This is a genomic window from Acidisoma sp., assembly GCF_035492295.1.
GTDB lineage: Bacteria > Pseudomonadota > Alphaproteobacteria > Acetobacterales > Acetobacteraceae > Acidisoma.
Genome location: NZ_DATJJK010000044.1, coordinates 1 through 15,871 on the forward strand (window position 1 = coordinate 1; position 15,871 = coordinate 15,871).

At 65.9% G+C, this 15,871-nt stretch carries 16 protein-coding genes and 1 pseudogene; 13 read left to right on the forward strand and 4 right to left on the reverse strand.

The genetic code is table 11. The annotated features are described in order from the left end of the window. Nucleotides 1–663: HlyD family secretion protein (locus VL752_RS03130; protein ID WP_325352282.1), on the forward strand; the 663-nt coding region annotated here is incomplete at its 5' end. On the opposite strand, the gene VL752_RS03135 is transcribed toward VL752_RS03130, so the two are convergent. From VL752_RS03135 to VL752_RS03145, 3 genes are read right to left on the reverse strand one after another with little or no spacing between them, the layout of a single operon-like run. Then, nucleotides 660–1,376 (reverse strand): prepilin peptidase, encoded by a 717-nt coding sequence (locus VL752_RS03135; protein ID WP_325352297.1) that lies wholly within the window; start codon nt 1,374–1,376, stop codon nt 660–662. The two genes, VL752_RS03130 and VL752_RS03135, sit on opposite strands and share 4 nt — an antisense overlap. A gap of 45 nt (nt 1,377–1,421) precedes the next feature. Next, nucleotides 1,422–2,822: a cytochrome-c peroxidase gene (locus VL752_RS03140; RefSeq protein WP_325352283.1), complete on the reverse strand. Its 1,401-nt coding sequence runs from the start codon at nt 2,820–2,822 to the stop codon at nt 1,422–1,424. Nucleotides 2,823–2,850: 28 nt separating this feature from the next. After that, a complete protein-coding gene (locus VL752_RS03145; RefSeq protein ID WP_325352284.1) occupies nt 2,851–4,482 on the reverse strand; it encodes a phospholipase C in 1,632 nt (543 codons plus the stop codon). Nucleotides 4,483–4,771: 289 nt separating this feature from the next. On the opposite strand from VL752_RS03145, the gene VL752_RS03150 reads away from it, so the two are divergent. From VL752_RS03150 to VL752_RS03195, 10 genes are read left to right on the forward strand one after another with little or no spacing between them, the layout of a single operon-like run. After that, nucleotides 4,772–6,460: a GspE/PulE family protein gene (locus tag VL752_RS03150; RefSeq protein WP_325352285.1), complete on the forward strand. Its 1,689-nt coding sequence runs from the start codon at nt 4,772–4,774 to the stop codon at nt 6,458–6,460. Next, entirely contained in the window at nt 6,457–7,662 is a 1,206-nt protein-coding gene (locus tag VL752_RS03155) for a type II secretion system F family protein (protein ID WP_325352286.1), read from the forward strand. The genes VL752_RS03150 and VL752_RS03155 overlap by 4 nt, the downstream gene beginning before the upstream one ends. Continuing rightward, nucleotides 7,646–8,035, forward strand: a complete 390-nt coding sequence (locus VL752_RS03160) for a pilus assembly FimT family protein (protein WP_325352287.1) — start codon at nt 7,646–7,648, stop codon at nt 8,033–8,035. The genes VL752_RS03155 and VL752_RS03160 overlap by 17 nt, the downstream gene beginning before the upstream one ends. Beyond that, nucleotides 8,022–8,399, forward strand: coding sequence for a prepilin-type N-terminal cleavage/methylation domain-containing protein (locus VL752_RS03165; protein ID WP_325352288.1), 378 nt, complete (start codon nt 8,022–8,024; stop codon nt 8,397–8,399). Before VL752_RS03160 ends, VL752_RS03165 begins: the two co-directional genes overlap by 14 nt. Continuing rightward, a complete protein-coding gene (locus VL752_RS03170; protein ID WP_325352289.1) occupies nt 8,396–8,962 on the forward strand; it encodes a prepilin-type N-terminal cleavage/methylation domain-containing protein in 567 nt (188 codons plus the stop codon). Before VL752_RS03165 ends, VL752_RS03170 begins: the two co-directional genes overlap by 4 nt. A 60-nt stretch (nt 8,963–9,022) precedes the next feature. Beyond that, nucleotides 9,023–10,060: a PilN domain-containing protein gene (locus tag VL752_RS03175; protein ID WP_325352290.1), complete on the forward strand. Its 1,038-nt coding sequence runs from the start codon at nt 9,023–9,025 to the stop codon at nt 10,058–10,060. Then, on the forward strand, nt 10,057–10,638 hold the full coding sequence (gene gspM, locus VL752_RS03180) for a type II secretion system protein GspM (protein ID WP_325352291.1): 582 nt from the start codon (nt 10,057–10,059) through the stop codon (nt 10,636–10,638). Before VL752_RS03175 ends, gspM begins: the two co-directional genes overlap by 4 nt. Then, on the forward strand, nt 10,638–11,141 hold the full coding sequence (locus tag VL752_RS03185) for a hypothetical protein (RefSeq protein ID WP_325352292.1): 504 nt from the start codon (nt 10,638–10,640) through the stop codon (nt 11,139–11,141). Before gspM ends, VL752_RS03185 begins: the two co-directional genes overlap by 1 nt. Beyond that, nucleotides 11,141–13,366: a type II secretion system secretin GspD gene (gspD, locus tag VL752_RS03190; RefSeq protein WP_325352293.1), complete on the forward strand. Its 2,226-nt coding sequence runs from the start codon at nt 11,141–11,143 to the stop codon at nt 13,364–13,366. Before VL752_RS03185 ends, gspD begins: the two co-directional genes overlap by 1 nt. Continuing rightward, nucleotides 13,363–14,166 (forward strand): type II secretion system protein GspK, encoded by an 804-nt coding sequence (locus tag VL752_RS03195; RefSeq protein WP_325352294.1) that lies wholly within the window; start codon nt 13,363–13,365, stop codon nt 14,164–14,166. Before gspD ends, VL752_RS03195 begins: the two co-directional genes overlap by 4 nt. On the opposite strand, the gene gspG is transcribed toward VL752_RS03195, so the two are convergent. Beyond that, complete coding sequence (gene gspG / locus VL752_RS03200) at nt 14,160–14,624, reverse strand: type II secretion system major pseudopilin GspG (protein ID WP_325352295.1); 465 nt, start codon at nt 14,622–14,624, stop codon at nt 14,160–14,162. The genes VL752_RS03195 and gspG overlap by 7 nt on opposite strands. 79 nt (nt 14,625–14,703) lie before the next feature. Here gspG and VL752_RS03205 point away from each other — a divergent pair, with 79 nt between their 5' ends. Together VL752_RS03205 and VL752_RS03210 are read left to right on the forward strand one after the other, a co-directional pair. Beyond that, a complete protein-coding gene (locus VL752_RS03205) occupies nt 14,704–15,123 on the forward strand; it encodes a lytic transglycosylase domain-containing protein (RefSeq protein ID WP_325352296.1) in 420 nt (139 codons plus the stop codon). A 197-nt stretch (nt 15,124–15,320) separates the two neighbouring features. Then, nucleotides 15,321–15,871 (forward strand): annotated as a pseudogene (locus VL752_RS03210) (hypothetical protein); the annotation flags it as partial.

The window sequence follows — 15,871 nt, forward strand, 5'->3', positions numbered from 1 at the left end:
GATCGCGCCCGGGCGCAGATGATCAACAGCACGATCGAGGCGGCACGACGCAACGAACTCGATGATGACGCGGTGAGCATTGAGTCTCGCCAGACCTTTGATAGCAGGGCGGACATAGCGAGAGCCGCCTACGCGGCCGCGCTGGTCGATCTGGCCAATGCCAAGCTCAATCTGCAGCGTGTTGACGTGCGATCACCGGTCAATGGCTATGTCAGTGACCTGCTGCTGCAGTCCGGCACCTATGGGACGATCGGTCAGGCAGCGATGACATTGATCGATTCCGACAGCTATTGGATCGCGGGTTACTTTGAGGAGACTCAAATCCGGAGGATCCACCTGGGAGATCCGGCGAAGGTGGTTCTGATGGGCTATCCCGATGAGCCGATCGAGGGGCATGTGGAGAGCCTTGCCTATGGCATAATGGACCCCAATGCGGCTCCAGGTGTTGCAGGCCTGCCCGCGGTCAATCCTGTGTTCACCTGGGTTCGTTTGGCTCAGCGCATTCCGGTCAGGATCGTCATCGATCATATTCCGCCCGGCATTCATCTTGCCGCCGGCATGACGGCGACCATTCATATTTGGAAAAGAGCTGCGGCGTTGTCGCTGGGCTCCAGGACGAGGCAAGGTCGGATCACCCTAGCCCGCGAAGCGCGCGGCTTCTAGCTTTGCACGAGACGCCAAAGGAAGAACGCCAGGGCAAGTGCCGGGCCGAAGGGGAGTGCCTCAGCGGCGGTCCGCCTTCGCGCCAGAATGAGCGCGGCCGCTTGCCCGAGCCCGATGACTCCCGCCAGCAAAATAACATCTGGCAGTGCCGCGAGGCCGAGCCAGCTGCCCGCCGCCGCCAGCAGCTTTGCATCCCCCTGCCCAAGCCCGGGGCGCCCGCGCCAGCGGCGGTAGAGGAGGTCGAGCAGCCGGAAACCGCCATAGCCCAATGCTGCGGCCAGGGCGTGGTCTGGCACGGCTTGGGGTTGCGTACACCATGTCGCGACAAGTCCCGCGAGGAGTAGCGGCAAGGTAATCGCATCCGGCAAAATCATCGCCGCCGCATCGGTCCAGGCGAGACAGAGCAGCGCCCAGCCGAGGCCCGCCGTGACCCAGACATGCCATGCCGGCCCCCCCGCCAGCAGTGCCACACAGGCGATCAGAAGGGCCGCGAGTTCGATTGCAGGATGAAACCAGCCGATGGCGCCGCCGCAGCAGCGACCGCGCCCGCGCAGGGCGACGAAGCTGATGAGCGGGACCATATCGCGCGGCTGCAGCACTTCGCCACAATGCTCGCAGCATGAGCGTGCGATCACAACGGGCCGGCCTGCCGGCAGCCGGCGGATGAGCACGCCGAGCAGGCTGCCTACGGCGAGCGCGAGCGGGATGAGCAGCCAGTTCGGCGGCGTTGACGCAAGGTCGGACGTTGGACCAGGCCCTTATGGCTGCGGCGTGGCGGCGGTCTTTTCGTAACCGTCCGTCAGGGTGCCCAGGAAGGCGATGATGTCTTTCTCGTCCTGATCCGTCAGGGCCGGCTTTTCGCCGAGATGGCGGTCCAGCGGCGGGTCGGAGCTATCGACATTCGCCCAATATTTCTTCGGCAGGTCATCGAATTTCTCGACGCGACCGTCCGCTGCATGCGGATAGATCTTGCCCGGATCCGTGTCGCGGAAATTGTAGAAATCCAGGACCTGCTGCAGGTTGTGATAGACGCCGTTGTGGAAGAATACTTTGCGGGTTGCGGTGTTGCGCAGCGTGGGCGTCAGGAACATGCCGCAGAACTGTGTCTGCGTGGCGAGGTCCTTGCGATAGGGCCCACAGATCCCCTCGTCGTAATAGGCAGGGTCGCGATTGGCGACGAGATGAGGATTGCGCGGCAGGCCGAGCGCCTCGAACTGATGATCGGTGAAAAGGGGCGGCTGGCCATCCGAAGACGGCTGGTCGAGATGACAGGCCGCGCAATCGCCTTTCGCCGGGTCGTTATACAGAATGTAGCCCCGCATCTCGGCACGCGAGAGCCGCGCTTTGCCTTCGAGCCAGGCATCATATTTGCTGCTGAAGGGGTGGAAGCTTGTCTCCTCGACCTGGTAGCGGGCGACCGCGAAGAGAGCCTCGGACAAGAGCATTTTGGGGTCGTCGAGAACGCTTGGGCCGAAGAGTTCGACGAAGCGACTGGCATAGGGTGCGGCGCGCAACTTGGCCGCGACGCGCTGCGCGCTGCCGCCATCGACTTCGAGCGGGTTGAGCAATGGACCCAGAGCCTGGATTTGCAGCGTGTCGGCGCGGCCGTCCCAGAACATGCCGCCCTGCGGCACGATATTGGCGGCGCTTTGTGCCGTGCTTTGCGCCGTTTTGGTGACGCGCACGGCGGTGCCGGCCTGCGCCGCCAGCTGCGGCAGCGGCGTTGTGGTGTCATTGTCGCCGGCCGGATCGGGGCCGATGCTGAAATTCGGTTGCAATTCGAGATAGGTGAGCGTCGGCACGGCGCGCACGCCCTGCCTGTTAAGGTCGGGCCCTCCCATCACCGCCGGTAGGTCGGAGGAGGGGCCGTAGAAATGATTGGGCTCGTGGCAGCTCGCGCAGGCGAGCTTGCCGGAGGAGGAAAAGCTGGTGTCGTAGAAGACCAGCTTTCCTAACTGCGCCATGGCCGAGAGCGGTTGCGGCACGGCCCGTATCAGCTTGACCGGGGAAGGGTTGGCCCCTTCCGCGATCTTGAAGCTCGCCACCGGGTTGGAGAGCCAGGTGCCGGCGGGAACCGGGCTACTGACGACCACGGCCCCGACGGCGAAGATGCCAAGCGCCGCAATCAGGGCGAGGCCAGAGATGAGACGCTTGGGCATCGTTTCAGTCAGCCGCCAGAAATGCGGATCAGGAGTGGGTGTAGGAGAGGACCACGCCAGTCGTCGGGTTCAGGATCAGCGACTTCGTATGGGACGTGCCGGTGAAGTCGAACATGCCGAGCAGAGACTGGTCCTGCGCATCGAAGGAACCGCCGCCGAGCCGCGCGCCGTTCAGCCAGTTGTCTTCGATGAAGCTGACGATCGCCGCCTGGCTGGTCAGCGTGTGGTCGATATAGTTCGGACGGGCATAGGGCGAGATCACGAGGAAGGGCAGGCGCGTGCCCGGGCCGCAGCGGCCGTTCACCGGAGAACCGCCCACGCCCTTCGGCGCTGTGCCGGTGCCGCAGACGCCGGCGCCGTTCAGCTGATCGGCGGTGGCGTCGTAGGAGCTGCTGGTGGTGGCGCCGAAGACATGGTCATACCAGCCGTCGGAGTCATCCCAGGCGATGATGATGGCCGTGTTCTTCCAGTCAGGCTGCTGCTGGATGAAATTGACCATCTTGATGATGCCTGCCTGTTCGTCCAACGGGTCGGAATAGCCGGCATGGCCATCCTGGTAGGCGGGCAGCTTGATGTAGGAAACGGCCGGCCAGTTGCCAGCGCCGACCGCAGAGTAGAAGTCGTTCAGATCATATTCGTGGTTCGCCGGGTCGGCGGTGCCGCTGTGCTCGAAGGTGTAGCCGACATCAGCAAGCGTCACCGGGCGGGCATGCGTGGGGTTGGCGGTCGAGGCGAAATACTGGAACCAGTTATGGTGCGGGATGTAGTCGGCGACCGTCTCGCTCACCGTGCTGGAGGGGGTGCTGCGCGAGCAGCCGGTGGTGCCGTTGGCATTGGTCAGGCTGAGGTTGAAGCCGCCCATGAAGCCGCCCCAGGTGATGCCGCCTGCGTTCAGCAGATCGCCGATGTTCTTGCCGCTCATCATCGCCGCATCGGTCGTGCTGGAGCAGGTGTCGTAGCCGGGGTCGACGTCGTTGATCATGGTGTGATCAACGGTGCCGCCCACCGTATTGTTCACGTAGTAGGAGGTCTTGCTGCTGTGAACGATCTGCATGCCGTCCGTGTTGCCGGAGACGGCTTCGAGCGCACCCGGGGTCGAGGGGCCGAAGGTGTTCGTGAAGGAGTTGTCGTTCATCGCAAAATACTGGGCGTAGTTCCAGAGCGCGGTGACGGTGTTGCCGTCATAATAGCCCATGACCTGGCCCTTGGTGCCGAAGGCCCCGGCGCCGCCGGAGCTTGCCGTGCCGGTATAGGTCGGGAACAGATCCATCTTGCCGCCGTCATAGGCCTGCTGTTCGGCGGTATAGGCGTGATTCTGGTCGGCCGTCGCCGCCTGGGTGCGGTCCAGCCGGAACGGGTTGGCGGCGTTCGCACCATTCGTCGTGTTGGTATCGTTCGGATTGTTCGTCAGCAGATTAGCCGAGACCAGATTGTTCGCCTGCGGAGTAGCAGCGCGCGCCGTGAAGCGCGGTTCACCGCCCGGGTTCGTCGCCGTCGGGTAGGTCGCGAAGTAGTGGTCGAACGAAACGTTCTCGTCATAGATGATGACGAGATGCTTGATCGGTGTCGCCGTCGTGAAGGCATCCGCGGCGTTCGCGGTAGCGGAGATCGAGGCGGGTGCCTTGGCCCCGGTGGGGCTTTGCGCGAACGCACCGTTCATGGAGCCAATCAACAATGACGGGACGCACATGGTTGCGCAGAGAAGTGTCTTGCGAAGCGACATGGACCTATACCTGTTTTGGAGATGCCGAAGGACAGCTGAGCGCTACGTAGGACAGACCGGGGCGCTCGCGTGTGACGCGTTGATGACCAATTAACTTTCCGTCATGGATGTGAGACTCATTCGCAGCGTCGCGTGCGGGCAACCGACATCATTCTGTCACTTGCTGTGGCACCCCCGAAACCGTCACTAGACGCGATTGCCTGCCCTTTGTGAACCGGCCGCTATCATGACTGAATTCTCGCATCCTGACGCCGATACGGCGCTGGACCTGCTGGTTGCTTCTGGTGTTTGCGATACGCTTGCGGTGGAGCGTGCCCGTGCCGGTGCGCGCGATGCCGGCATCGACAGCGCACAAGCCCTCGTCAAGCTTGGACTGGTGCCGGAGCGCGATCTTGCGCACGCCTGGTCCTCCGTGCTCGGGCTCGATCTCGTCACGCAGGATCAGTACCCGGCCGAGCCCGTCCTGCCGGAACGCCTGTCACCTCGCTTCCTCCGCGCCGCCCATGCGCTGCCACTTCTGGTCAGGCGCGAAGAAGGCGGCCCGGAAACTCTTGTCCTCGCAATGGCCAATCCCTTCGACCGGTTTGCCGCGGCTGCCACGGCGCTCGCAACCGGGTTCGGGGTGCGCGTTACGGTCGCGGTGCCCATCGAACTCGAGGCGGCGCTCGAGCGGCTTTACCCCGAAGACGGCGCGCCGGCTGAAACCACCGATACCCCTGCCTTGGAGGACGATACCGAGCGGCTGAAGGACATGGCGAGCGAAGCGCCGGTCATCCGCCTGGTAAGCCAGGTCATCGGCCGGGCGGTCGAGAGCATGGCCTCGGACATTCATGTCGAGCCTTTCGAGGATCGGCTGCGCATCCGCTACCGCTATGACGGCGACCTGCACGAGGCGGAGACGCATCCGGCCCGCCTCGCGCCGGCGATCATTTCGCGCCTCAAAATCCTCGCGAAGCTCGACATCGCGGAGCGTCGGCTGCCGCAGGACGGTCGCATCCGTATCGCCGTGCGCGGACAGGAGGTGGTGTTCCGCGTCGCGACCGCGCCCAGCCTGCACGGCGAAATCGTCGTGTTGCGCGTGCTCGACCGGAGTGCCGTTTCTTTCGACTTTGCGACACAGGGGCATGACGCACAGGTGATCGCGCAGATGGGCGCGGCGCTGGCCGCCCCGAATGGCATCATGTTGGTGACGGGCCCCACAGGCTCCGGCAAGACGACCACACTCTACACCGCGCTCCTTTCGCTCAACGCGGTCGAGCGCAAGGTGATCACCGTCGAGGATCCGATCGAATACCAGCTGCCTGGCATTTCACAGATGCAGGTCAAGCCGCAGATCGGACTGGGCTTCGCGTCCCTGCTGCGCTCCATCGTCCGTCTTGATCCCGACATCATCATGGTGGGTGAGATCCGCGACCTGGAGACGGCCGAAATCGCGGCGCGCGCGGCGCTGACAGGACATCTCGTCCTCTCCACCCTGCACACCAATTCCGCCGCCGCCGCCATCACCCGGCTGCGCGACATGGGCATGGAGGATTACCTGCTCGCCGCCGTGCTGCGCGGCGTGCAGGCACAGCGCCTCGTCCGCCGCCTGTGCGAGGCGTGCAAGCAGCCCCTGGCCGCGACGTCCGATCTGCGCCAGCGCTTCGGCATCGAGAGCGACACTCTTTTTCGCGCCTGCGGCTGTGCCGCGTGCCGCAACACGGGCTATCGCGGGCGCCAGGCCATCGCCGAATTCCTCACCCCGAACGCTGAAATCGAGCGCCTTCTTTTCGCCCGCGCGGACCAGGCGGAGATCGAGCGCGCGGCCGTCGCCGGCGGCATGAAGACGATGCGGCGCGCCGGGATGGAGGCGGTGGCGCGGGGCGAAACCACGGTCGAAGAAATCCTCAGAGCCGTGCGGGCGGAGGACGCGTGACGCTGTTCCGCTACCGCATCCTGAGCGATGGCGCCCTGGCCCGTGGCGAGATCGAGGCAGCGAGCCCGCAGGAGGCGGTGCTGCAGTTGCAGAAGCGCGGTGCGATGGTGCTGGGCCTCACGCCGGCCCGCGGCGGCAGACTGCTGTCGATCGGCGCTGGTGGTCCCGCGCTGCGGCGTTCGGAACTCGCCGAGGTGATGCGCGAACTGACCAGCCTGCTCGGCGCGGGGCAGGATCTTGATGCAGCCCTGCGTCTGGCGGCCGAGGAAGCGCCAAGCCGGCGCGTCGCCGCCGTCATGCGGCGTGTGCATGATTCGGTGCGGAGTGGCTCGGCACTCGCGATTGCCATGCAGCGCGAGCCGAAAAGCTTTCCGCGCCTGTGCATCGGTCTCGTGCGGGCGGGCGAAGCGGGCGGTGATCTGGCAGGCACGCTGGCGCGGCTGGCCGACCTGCTGGAACGGCAGCGCAGCCTCGCCGCCAACTTGCAAGCGGCGATGATCTATCCCGCCGTGCTGCTGGTGGCGGCGGGCGGCTCCATTGTCCTGCTGCTGACCCAGGTGCTGCCGCAATTCGTGCCGCTCTTCGCGGAGAACGGCGTTGCCCTGCCGGCCTCCACGGCCTTTCTGCTCGGCCTCGGCCAGGCTGTCGCGGACTACGGCATCTACGCTCTTATCACGCTGGTGGCGTTGGCGATCCTCGTCAACCGGCTGCTGCAGCGCCCCGGGGCACGGCTTGTCGCCGACCGGCTGTTTCTACGGCTGCCGATCATCGGCAGCCTCGCGCGCGAGGTAGTGGCGGCGCGCTTCGCGCGCACCCTGGGCATGCTGCTGATCAACGGTGTGCCACTGCTGGCCGCGCTCTCCGTGACGGAGGATGTGCTGGGCAACCTCGCTGCGCGGACGGCCGTGAAGGCGGCGGCGGAAACCGCCAAGACCGGACATGGCATGACGCGGGCCCTTGCCGCCGCCGGACTGTTCCCGCCCCGCTTGCTGCATCTTCTGAGGCTGGGTGAGGAGACGGCGCAGCTCGGGCCCCTGGCGCTGCGCGGCGCCGATATGCTGGAGGAGCGCACCCGCCTTGGATTGCAGCGGCTCGTGGCGCTGCTGGTGCCGGCTATTACCATCCTGATGGGTGCGGCCGTCGCGGGCATCATCTCCTCGCTGCTGCTCGCGATGCTCAGCCTCAATGATATCGCACAATAAGGCCGAGGCCGGCTTCACGCTTCTCGAGATGCTGGTGACCGTCGCCGTCATGGGGATCGTGCTCGCTGTGCTGGCCGGCTTCACGCGCCCGCAGAGCCACCGATTGGAGATGGAGGCCGCCGCGCGCGACGTGGCGCGGGCGATGCGGGCGGCCCGCGGCACAGCCATTTCGGGCGGCACGCCGGTGACTTTCGCGCTGCCCGCGCTGCCGGGCTGGCTGACGGTCGCCGAGCGGGCGCCGCAGGGCGGCATCGTCTTCGCGCCAGACGGAAGTTCGAGCGGCGGAGGCGTGCTGCTGGCTGGCGACGGACAGGCGACCGAGGTCAGCGCCGACTGGCTCACGGGGCGGGTGGATATCCATGCCGCACATTAGCCATTCCGGTCGCGAGGCCGGTTTCACGCTGCTCGAAGTGATGGTTGCGTTCGTCATTGCGGCACTCGCCAGCATCGTCCTTTACAAAGCCGGCTTCAGCGGTGCGGCGGCCGCCGCCACCGCCGCCCGCTATCAGGAAGCGGTGGTGCGGGCGAAGTCACGCCTCGCCTCCCTCGGCACCCTGACCACCCTTCAGGCGGAGCAATTGAGCGGCGACGATGGCGGCGGCTTTCATTGGCAAATCACCATCGTACCGGAAGGATCGCGCGATGGTCTGGGCCTCTATGCGCTGCGCGTGGTGGAAAGCTTCGGCAACCGCCATGTGACGCTGATCACCGAGCGGCTAGGGCCGCCCGCCCGATGAGCGCGCGGCAGGCGGGCTATACGCTGCTTGAAATGCTGGTGGCACTCGTCGTCTTCGGCCTCGTCATGGCGGGCGTCGCCCAGACAATGCGTTTCGGCCTTGCGGCGTTCACGGCGAGCGGCAGCCGCGGCGTTGCGCCGGAGAACCTCGCCTCCCTTGATCATGCACTCACGCGTATGATCGGCAGCGCGCTGCCAGAGAGCCTGCATGGCGAGCCGGGTGGTCTTTTCTTCACCAGCCATCTACCTCCGGGGGCGGGCATCGGCCAGGGGCTGGCGGATGCTGCCATCCGCCTGAACCCGGGGGGCGTTCTCGTGCTCCTCTACCGGCCGCATCCGCCGGGCATTCCGCTCGGCGCTCCGCCTCCCACACAGACGGAACCGCTGGCCGAGGGCGTTACCGCTTTCGCGATCTCCTATTTCGGTCCGCGTAACCGACAGGCGCCGGCGTGGTCGGATCGCTGGCTGGAGGAGGGACCGCCCGCCCTGGTGCGGCTGCATATGCGCCTTGGCAATCGCGACTGGCCCGATCTCGTCATCGCGGTCGACCCCCAAGGTGGATGAGGGAGGATGACTTGAAAGCTTCATTGTTCAACCCCCGGCAAACTCACTAGGCACGCGCTCATGTACGCCACGGGCTTGCGCGGCCCCTCCTCAATCTTGCCGATCCTGACTGACGTCTTCCACTGGTGGGCGGCCCAGATGCGCGCCCTCGTGCGCAGCGGGGCGGCTGCCCCGGACCGAAGGCCGGATGCGCTGATCGTCGTCGTGGCGCACCTGGCGAGCCCACAGCCGGACGGCGTGCTGCTGATGCGCAAGGGAGGCGTGGAATCCCGTCTGCAACCCATCGCGGAAGCCGGCGGCCGCCCGCCCGCGGCCGCTCGCCTGCCCGTCCTGCTGCGGCTGCCCCCGGGCATGGTTTTGACCCGGGATGTGGTTCTACCCTTGGCCGCGGCGCGCGACTTGGAGACGGTCCTCGCGTTCGAGATGAACCGGCTGACCCCCTTTGCGGCCGAGGAATTGATCTGGGGCGTCTCAGGTGTCACGCCCAATCGCGGGTTGGAGAAGCTCAGCCTGCGGCTTTCCATCGTTTTGCGGTCACAGGTGGATCCAGTGCTCGCGGCGCTTGGCCGCCGATCCTTGATGCCGCAAGGCATCGAGACCGAGGGCGGAACCATCCCGCTCACCGCCGCAGGGGGCCGCCGCCAGCGCCTGCCGCGCAACCTCTGGTGCTGGACCTGCGGCCTGCTCGCCATCGCCTGCGTGATCCTGCCCTTTCTGCGCCAGCAGGCGGCGTTGGACGCGGCTGACCGCGTCATCGCTGCGCACGCATCCTCGGCGCGGCTCGGCGAGGCCCTGCGGCGGCAGATCGCCATTTCCAATGCCAGCCGCGGGGCAATTGCCCAGGCGCGCCGCTCCGGCGATGCGCTGTTGGTTCTGGCGGAGCTGACGGATGCCCTGCCCGACGGCACCTGGCTGAACGATCTCTCGCTCCGTGCCGGCGATCTCACGTTGGATGGTCAGTCCGACAACGCGGCCAAGCTGATCAGCCTGCTGGCCGCCGTGCCGGACCTGCACGGCCCGAGCTTCACAGCCGCGGTGACACGCAGCTCCGACAATCGGACCGACCAGTTCTCTTTGCACGTCATGGTGGGCGAATGACGAGCGCGACGCTTCACCTGCCAGACGGCCGGCGTGGCCAAGTGGTGGCGCTTGGGGTGACGGCGGGTCTTGCCTTGCTGATCTGGCTTGCCGTCGTTTCACCGCTAATCGGCTGGTATCAGGCGCGGGACTCGGCGCTCGCTCAAAAGCGGACGCTGGCCGCGCATATGCAGGCGGTGGAACAGCAACTGCCCGGGTTGCGGCGCGCTGTCGCTCAACTCGGCGCAGATGACGGCACGGCGCGGATGCTGCTCGCGGGCGCGAGTGACGCGATCGCAGGCGCCAATCTGCAATCGGCGCTGCAGGCGCTTGCGGCCCAGGCGGGCACCAGCCTGGACAGCATCGGCATGCAACCGGCGAAGTCGCTTCATGCTCTGCGCCTCGTCACGGCGCAGGTGACCTTGACGGCCCGCTGGACCATGCTCGTTGCCTTCCTGCGCGCGGTTGAAACCGCCCAGCCGCGCATGATTGTGGATAGCATCAGCCTCAATACCGCCAGCATCCCGGGCAGCGGCCAGCCCAGCACTCTGCAGGCCACTCTTTCCGTCACCGGCTTCCGGGCCGAGGGCCGGCCGTGATGCGCTGGACCAGATATACCCTGCCGGGTCTGGCCGGCGTGCTCGGTCTTGTGCTGGCGGCTGAGTTGCTGGCAGGGCCGGAGACGACCGAACCGCAGAGCCTGGGCGGCCTGCCGGCCGCGCGCAGGGCTGCAGCCGCACAGGAGCCGATGGTGGAGCGCTGGGCCACGACGGCCCTGGCGCGACCACTGTTCAGCGCAGACCGCAGGCCCCAGCAGGACGACAAGGCAACCACCGGGCTGGCGCGACTGACTGCCATCGTCATCGCCGACGGCGCCCGCCGGGCGATCTTTGCAGCCGATGGCCAGAAGCCCAGGATCGTGCCGGAAGGCGGCGAGATTGGCGGCTACAAGCTGCTGCACATCACCGGCGATTCCGTGCAGCTCGGTGGCACCGCCGGAACCCTGACCCTGCATCCGATATTCCACGTTGTGGCGCCCCCGCGCCCACCGGCACGCCCCGCGCCTCCTCCCTCCGCCGTAGATTACGATAACGAATCATAATGATGTGCCGCCTTCGTGCCTCGTCGCTGCTCGCCCTGCTGACCCTTGGCGCCTGCTCCTCCCACCCGACTGCGAGTCAACCGGCGCTGCCGGCCTCGGCCACGCTGCCCGCGGGTCCTGTCAGCCTCACGCCGGGCAATGACCGCATCGACGGCCGTATCGCGCCAGTGGCGCCCCCGCGCGCGAGCCTCAGCTATGGCCGTGCTGTGGTCCCGCCGGCCGCGGCCGGGGCCACTGCCGAGACCGGTACGGGCGACATTTCCTTCGACTTTGCCGATACCGACTTGCGCACCGCCGTGGCGCAGATCCTCGGCACGATCCTCAAGGTGAACTACACAATCGATCCGTCCGTCTCCGGCACGGTGACGCTGCATACCGTGGCGCCGCTGTCCCGGGACCAGGTGCTCCCAACCCTGCAGACGCTGCTCGCACAGAATAACGCCGTGCTCGTGCAAAACGGTGGTCTTTACCGCGTCATGCCAGCGGGCGGCGCGGGCGGCTCTGCCCTCGGCGGTTCGGTCTTCGTGCCGCTTCGGTACGCGAACGCGCCGCAGCTCGCGGCGGTGCTGCAGCCCTTCGTCGCCAAGGGTGGCCGCATTATCGCCGACCCTGATTCCAACGCCCTGGTCATTCAGGGTGATCCGGCGACGCGAGATGCCCTGAGCGGCATGGCGCAGTCCTTCGACACCGATGCGCTGGCGGGCCAGTCCTATGCGCTCTATCCGGTGCCGAACGGCAATGCGAAAGATGTCGGCGACGCGCTGGCCGCGGCACTCAGCCGCCAGGGGCAGAGCAAGGGCCGCGACGCGGTGACCATCGTGCCACTGCAACGCATCAGCGCGGTGCTCGTCATCGCCCGCACGCCGGGCCTGCTGGCGGATGCCGCCCGCGTCTATCACGTGCTCAATCAGAGCCAGATCGAGACGCTGCGCAGCTGGCATGTTTTCTACCTCCGCAACTCCCGCGCCAATGACGCCGCCTATCTGCTGCAGGAGGCGATCACGCCGGACAATGTCACGGCGCAACCGACACCCGCCGCCGTTCAGAGTGACGATTCCGGGATGAACAGCAGCAACAGTAGCAGCAGCAACGGCAGTGGGAGCACGGGGTCGAGCTATTCCGGCAGTACGAGCGGCACCACCACCAGTTCGGGCACGCAGACCGGCGCGGACCAGAGCGCCAAGAGCAGTGGGGGCTCGGGCCAGAATGCGACGGCCGGTGCGAGCGCGCTGCTCGGGCCACTCTCGGCCACCAGCGGCAACACAACCAGTAACGGCCCGCGCATCATTCCCGATGCGCAAAACAACGCGCTGCTGGTCTATGCGACGGCTGCCGAGGATGACCAGATCACCGGCATGCTGGCGAAGATCGACATTCAGCCGCTTCAGGTGCGGATTGACGCGACCATTGCCGAGGTCGATCTCACCGGCCAGTTGCAATACGGCACGCAATTCTTCTTCAAGTCAGGTGACATCAATGCGGTGTTGAGCACGGCCTCGACATCGGCGCTTGCAACCAGCTTCCCCGGCTTCGTGCTGTCAGGCAATGGCAGCGACGCCGCACCGATCGCCATCTCCGCCTTGCAGGCGGTGACCAAGGTACGAGTACTGTCCTCGCCTGAGCTGATGGTGCTGGACGGGCAGGCCGCGAGTCTTCAGGTGGGCGATGTGGTGCCCTACCTCACGCAGACCTCGCAGGACACGCTGACTTCGACCTCCCAGGTGATCAATTCGGTGGATTATCGCGAAACGGGCGTCATCCTGCGGGTCACACCGCATGTCGGCAGCGGCGGGCTGGTGGTGATGGATGTCCGCCAGGAAGTAAGCGGCGTTTCGCCGACCATCACGACGACGGGCCTCAACTCGCCGACCTTCACCGAGCGCAGCGTCACCTCCCGCGTCGCCATTCAGGACGGCCAGACGATCGGCCTCGCCGGTCTCATTTCGGACAACGACTCGCATGAGAACCAGGGCTTGCCGGTCCTGAAGGACGTGCCGCTGCTGGGCGCCCTCTTCGGCTCGCAGACCAACAAGCGCACGCGGGAGGAGCTTCTTGTGCTCATCACGCCGCATGTCATCCGCTCGCAGCAGGAGGCGCTCGATCTGACGGCCGACATGCAGCAGCAGATGCCTAATGCCGCCCAGGTCGAGAGCAGCCTGCAGAGCACGCCGATCAGCGGCTCCGCCGATCCCAATGCGCGCCTGCGCGCCCGCCTTTCGCAGTGAAGCCGCAACGTGACGGCGGTTTCGCGCTGCTCGTCGTGCTCTGGAGCCTCGTTCTGGTCTCACTCATTCTGAGCCAGGTGATGGCTTCCGGCCGCAGCGCGACGGCGCTGGCGCAGACCGCCCGCGACACGGCCATGGGCCAGGCGGCGGCGGATGGTGCGATCTCTGCTGCGGTGTTTCACCTGCTCGGCCATGAGGGGGGCTGGTCCGCCGATGGTACCGCCCACGTGCTCGTCATCGGCGCCTCGGCGGTGACGGTCGAGGTGCGCAATCTCGCCACGCGCATCAACCCCAATCTCGCGTCGACGGCGCTGCTCGCGGGCTTGTTCCAGGCGGCAGGCTTGGCCGCGCAACAATCGACGACGCTCGCCCAGGCGGTAACGGCATGGCGCAGCGCGCCCGCCACCCACACGGAGGAAGCGGCGCGCATCGCCGATTACCGCCGGGCCGGCCTGCCCTTCGCGCCGCCCGGCAGGCCTTTCAGGGATGTCAGTGAATTAGGTCATGTGATGGGCATGACGCCCGCGCTTCTGGCAGCCATCACGCCCTCGCTCAGCCTCTATCAGTCCGGTGATCCTGATCCGGATATCGCGCCACCGATGGTGCGCCAGGCGTTGAAGCTTGCGGGCCAGACCGGGTCGCAGGCCGGCCAATTTAACGGCAATTTTCCGGTGGTCGCGATCGAGGCTGATGCGCGTGGGCCTGGTCGGATTCTCGTGCGGCGCGAGGCCGTGGTCAGCCTGCCAGGCGACCAGGCCAAGACGCCCTATCGCATCCTGGCGCTGACCGACGCTCAGTGATTGCAGATCAGGCCGGGGTCTCCGGGCTGGCCGCTTTTGCCTGTGCTGCCGAGCGAGCAGAGATCGTAGTCAAGACCGTTTCGCGTCGACGGCTCTATATACAGGTAAGGATGTCCCCAAGGGTCGAGCGGCGTGGATCCGCTCTTGACATAGGGACCGGACCAGCTGTCGGCATCGTCGGGTTTGCTGATCAGCGCCTGTAACCCGTCCTGCGAACTCGGATAGGAACCGACGTCGAGTTTGTACAGATCGAGCACCGATCCCAGCTGTTCGATGGATTGCTTGGCGACCGAATCCTTGGCATGGCCCAGCTGGCGCAGCACCGCGGGTGCCACAAAGCCGATGAGCAGGCCGAGGATGACGATGACGACAAGCAGTTCAAGCAATGTGAAGCCGGCGTCGCGCCTGGGCTGTTCCGCAATCTTGTTGATGTTATATGACAGTTTCGTGTCGCTCATAATTTCTTGCCCGGTTGCACGCGGGGGCGAGCTATAGCATCCCGCCGATGATGGCGGAACCTAGCGTGCTGATCTGGCGATGGTGATTCCTTATATAAAGTGCATGCTGGTTGTGGCCTCGACTGTCGGCCTGCCACCGCGCGTACTGCCCGTTCTTCAGGCAATGGAGGGCGGCAAAGTGGGCATGGTGCGGGAGGATGCAAACGGTACGGCCGATCTCGGCGTCATGCAGGTGAACACGATCTGGATTCCGGTTCTCGCCGCGCGTGCGGGCCTGACGGAACTCGAAACACGACGCCGCATGATCGAAGAACCTTGTTTCAACATCGCCGCTGCAGCACTCGTCATGCGCAACTATCTGGCGGAAACCGGCGGTGCGCTGCTTCCCGCGATCGGTGACTATCACTCGCATTCAAAGGATCTGAACGCCGCCTATCAGGCTCAAGCGCTGCGCACCGCGCGAAACCTTTTCACGACCGCAGCATCTGCGCAACGCTGAATCCGGACACGCATCGGCGCTTTGCACCCCCGCTGTCCCCGCGCCGCAACGGCTGTCAAAATGTTAACGAAAGTGCCGCACGCCGCGCGCAGACGGCCTGATAAGGAAGCGACAATTGGTCACTTCTAGAAAACGAAGGCATCCCGGGGCTCAAATCCTGCGGGGCCTGTCGCTTGTATCTCGCGCGGGAATTCAGCATGACAGACATCACGTGGAATGGCGCCTCTGGTGATTGGACCGAGGCGGATGATTGGACGCCCGCCCAGGTCCCCGCATCGGGGGACAACGCAACCATCGCCGGCACGGGTACCATTTCGGTGATCCTGGGTGGCGGTGAGACGGCCGCGGTCAGCGGCATCCTCCTTGACAATACGAATGCGACGCTCGAGATCGACGGACTGCTCAACGCCGAGACAATCTCGCTTGATGCCGGTACGCTTGCCAATGACGGCACGATTGCGGATGCGACGCTGGTGCTGGACGGTGGCACGCTCTCCTCGGGCTACGGGCTCTACCAGGGTGATACCATTGTGGGCCCGATGGAGATCGGCGGCTCGGATACGGCCGTGGTGCAGCAGGGCCTGACGGTGCTGGCCGCGGACGGCACCAGCCCGGGCACGGTGACGGTCGACGGTGATTACGCGACGCTGGAATTCAACGACAGCGAGACTTTCGACAACGCGACCGTCGTGCTCGGCAGCGCGGCCGGCATCGACATGCTCGATACCGAGGGCACGCTGACGCTGGG

Coding starts and splice junctions, on each gene's coding strand:
- VL752_RS03140 (WP_325352283.1), bottom strand. CDS start 2,822: ATGCCCAAGCGTCTCATCTCTGGCCTCGCCCTGATTGCGGCGCTTGGC.
- gspD (WP_325352293.1), top strand. CDS start 11,141: ATGATGTGCCGCCTTCGTGCCTCGTCGCTGCTCGCCCTGCTGACCCTT.
- VL752_RS03145 (WP_325352284.1), bottom strand. CDS start 4,482: ATGAACGGTGCGTTCGCGCAAAGCCCCACCGGGGCCAAGGCACCCGCC.
- VL752_RS03170 (WP_325352289.1), top strand. CDS start 8,396: ATGAGCGCGCGGCAGGCGGGCTATACGCTGCTTGAAATGCTGGTGGCA.
- VL752_RS03175 (WP_325352290.1), top strand. CDS start 9,023: ATGTACGCCACGGGCTTGCGCGGCCCCTCCTCAATCTTGCCGATCCTG.
- gspG (WP_325352295.1), bottom strand. CDS start 14,624: ATGAGCGACACGAAACTGTCATATAACATCAACAAGATTGCGGAACAG.
- VL752_RS03185 (WP_325352292.1), top strand. CDS start 10,638: ATGCGCTGGACCAGATATACCCTGCCGGGTCTGGCCGGCGTGCTCGGT.
- VL752_RS03150 (WP_325352285.1), top strand. CDS start 4,772: ATGACTGAATTCTCGCATCCTGACGCCGATACGGCGCTGGACCTGCTG.
- VL752_RS03160 (WP_325352287.1), top strand. CDS start 7,646: ATGATATCGCACAATAAGGCCGAGGCCGGCTTCACGCTTCTCGAGATG.
- VL752_RS03165 (WP_325352288.1), top strand. CDS start 8,022: ATGCCGCACATTAGCCATTCCGGTCGCGAGGCCGGTTTCACGCTGCTC.
- VL752_RS03205 (WP_325352296.1), top strand. CDS start 14,704: ATGGTGATTCCTTATATAAAGTGCATGCTGGTTGTGGCCTCGACTGTC.
- gspM (WP_325352291.1), top strand. CDS start 10,057: ATGACGAGCGCGACGCTTCACCTGCCAGACGGCCGGCGTGGCCAAGTG.